The organism is Streptomyces sp. 13-12-16 (assembly GCF_002114215.1).
Lineage (GTDB): Bacteria > Actinomycetota > Actinomycetes > Streptomycetales > Streptomycetaceae > Streptomyces.
In genome coordinates, this window is record NZ_NCTE01000501.1 from 1 (window position 1) to 1,931 (window position 1,931).

Here is a 1,931-nt window from a genome sequence, read left to right on the forward strand (position 1 = left end):
TCGGGGGTGATCGTCGTCACGGGTGGTTCCTGGTGGCTCGGTGCTCGGGTCGGGTCAGGGCTTGAAGGTGACCGGGAGGTCGGCGGGGTCGGCGCCGGTCGGCGGCACCTGAAGGGTCTTCAGGGCGAACTCCATGACCTGCTTGTACACGGGTCCGCAGATCTGGCCTCCGAAGTAGCTGCCCTCGGTGGCGTTCTGGATGACGCAGTAGACGGTGATCCTGGGCTTGTCGGCGGGGGCGAAGCCGGCGAAGGACGAGGTGTAGCCGTGGTATCTGCCGGTGGCCGGATCCACGCGGTTCGCCGTACCCGTCTTCCCCGCGACCCGGTAGCCCGGGATGCGTGCCTTGGTGCCGGTGCCCTCCTCGTCGTCGACGACAGACTCCAGCATCCGGGCGAGCGTCTTCGCCGTCTTCTCGCTGACGACCCTGGTCTTCTCGGGCTCCGGGGCGGGGGTGAAGCGTCCGTCGGGGCCCGTCGAGCCGCGTACGAGGGTGGGTTCGACGCGGACGCCGCCGTTGGCGATGGTCGAGTAGACGGACGCGGCCTGCATGGCGTTCACGGAGACGCCCTGGCCGAAAGGAATCGTGTACTGCTGCGAGGTGGACCACTCCTCCGGCGGGGCGAGGATGCCCTTGGTCTCGCCGGGGAAGCCGAGCCCGCTGTGGCTGCCGAGGCCGAACTTGCGCAGGTACTCGTAGAGGACCTTGTTGGCCTGGGCCTGGGTCCTGCCGAGCTGGCCGGTGGCGAGGATGGTGCCGATGTTGCTGGACTTGGCGAGTACGCCGTTGAGCGTCAGGTACCAGGTCGGGTGGTCGATGTCGTCCTTGAAGAGCCGGTCGCCGCGGTGCAGCCGGTTGGGCACGACGACGTGGGTGCCGGGGGTGGCGGCGTTCTCCTCGAGGACCGCCGCCATGGAGAGCACCTTGGCGGTGGAGCCGGGTTCGAAGGCGTCCTGGACGGCCGCGTTGCCGAGCGCGTCCGGGTCGGCCTCGGAGAGGTCGTTGGGGTCGAAGCCGGGCGCGTTGGCCATCGCGAGGACCTCGCCGGTGCGGGTGTCCTGGACGATGACGTAGCCGCGGTCGGCCGCGGACTCCTTCACCTGCTCGCTGATGGCGTTCTGCGCGGCCCACTGGATGTCGCGGTCGATGGTGAGCTCGACGTCGTCGCCGGGCACCGCCGGGGTCTCGGTGGAGCCCGCGGTCGGGACGAGACGGCCGCCGGACTGGGCGTAGCGGATCTTGCCGTCCTCGCCGGCCAGCCGTTCGTTCAGCTGGAGCTCGACGCCGCCGCCGCCCTTGCCCTCGGCGTTGACCCAGCCCAGTATCCCGGCGGCGAGTTCCTTGTTGGGGTACACCCGCTTGCTGGTGGGCACGGAGAAGACGCCGGCCAGGACGTTGGCGGTGGACTCGTCGGTCTCGGCCTTCTTGGCGAGCGCGGCCTTCAGGTCCTTGATCTGCTTCCAGGTCTGCGGGGTCTGGCGGCCGGCCAGTTTGACGTAGCGCAGGGCCTTGTTCCCCGGGCGCAGCTTCCCGACCAGCTCGTCCTGGTCCTGGCCGAGGATCGGGGCGAGGAGGGCGGCGGCCTGCTCGGGGCCGTCGGTGATCTCCAGCTCGTCCGGGGCGAACATCGTGGGGTCGGCGGTGATGTCGTAGGCGTCCTCGGTGGTCGCCAGGGCCACGCCGTGGCGGTCGGTGATCCCGCCGCGCTCGGCCTCCAGCACCTGGCCGACGTAGCGGTTGCGGTCGGCCTTGGCGGCGTAGGTGCTCGCGTCGACGGCCTGCACCTGGAACAGGCGTACGACGAAGGCGAGCAGGACCAGGGTCAGGGCGACGCCGATCAGACGCAGCCGGGGGCGGGGGCTGCCCAGCCGGATGACCTTCGGGGGCGCGGGGCGGGGGCCCGCGGGCCGGCGGGCCGGGCGGGCGCCGG

1 protein-coding gene is annotated in these 1,931 nt (G+C 71.2%); it reads right to left on the minus strand.

Annotation, left to right across the window (positions count from 1 at the left end; genetic code table 11):
- Positions 1-54: 54 nt before the first annotated feature.
- The coding region (locus B7767_RS19690; protein ID WP_179167206.1) for a penicillin-binding protein 2 at positions 55-1,931 on the minus strand (1,877 nt) is incomplete at its 5' end.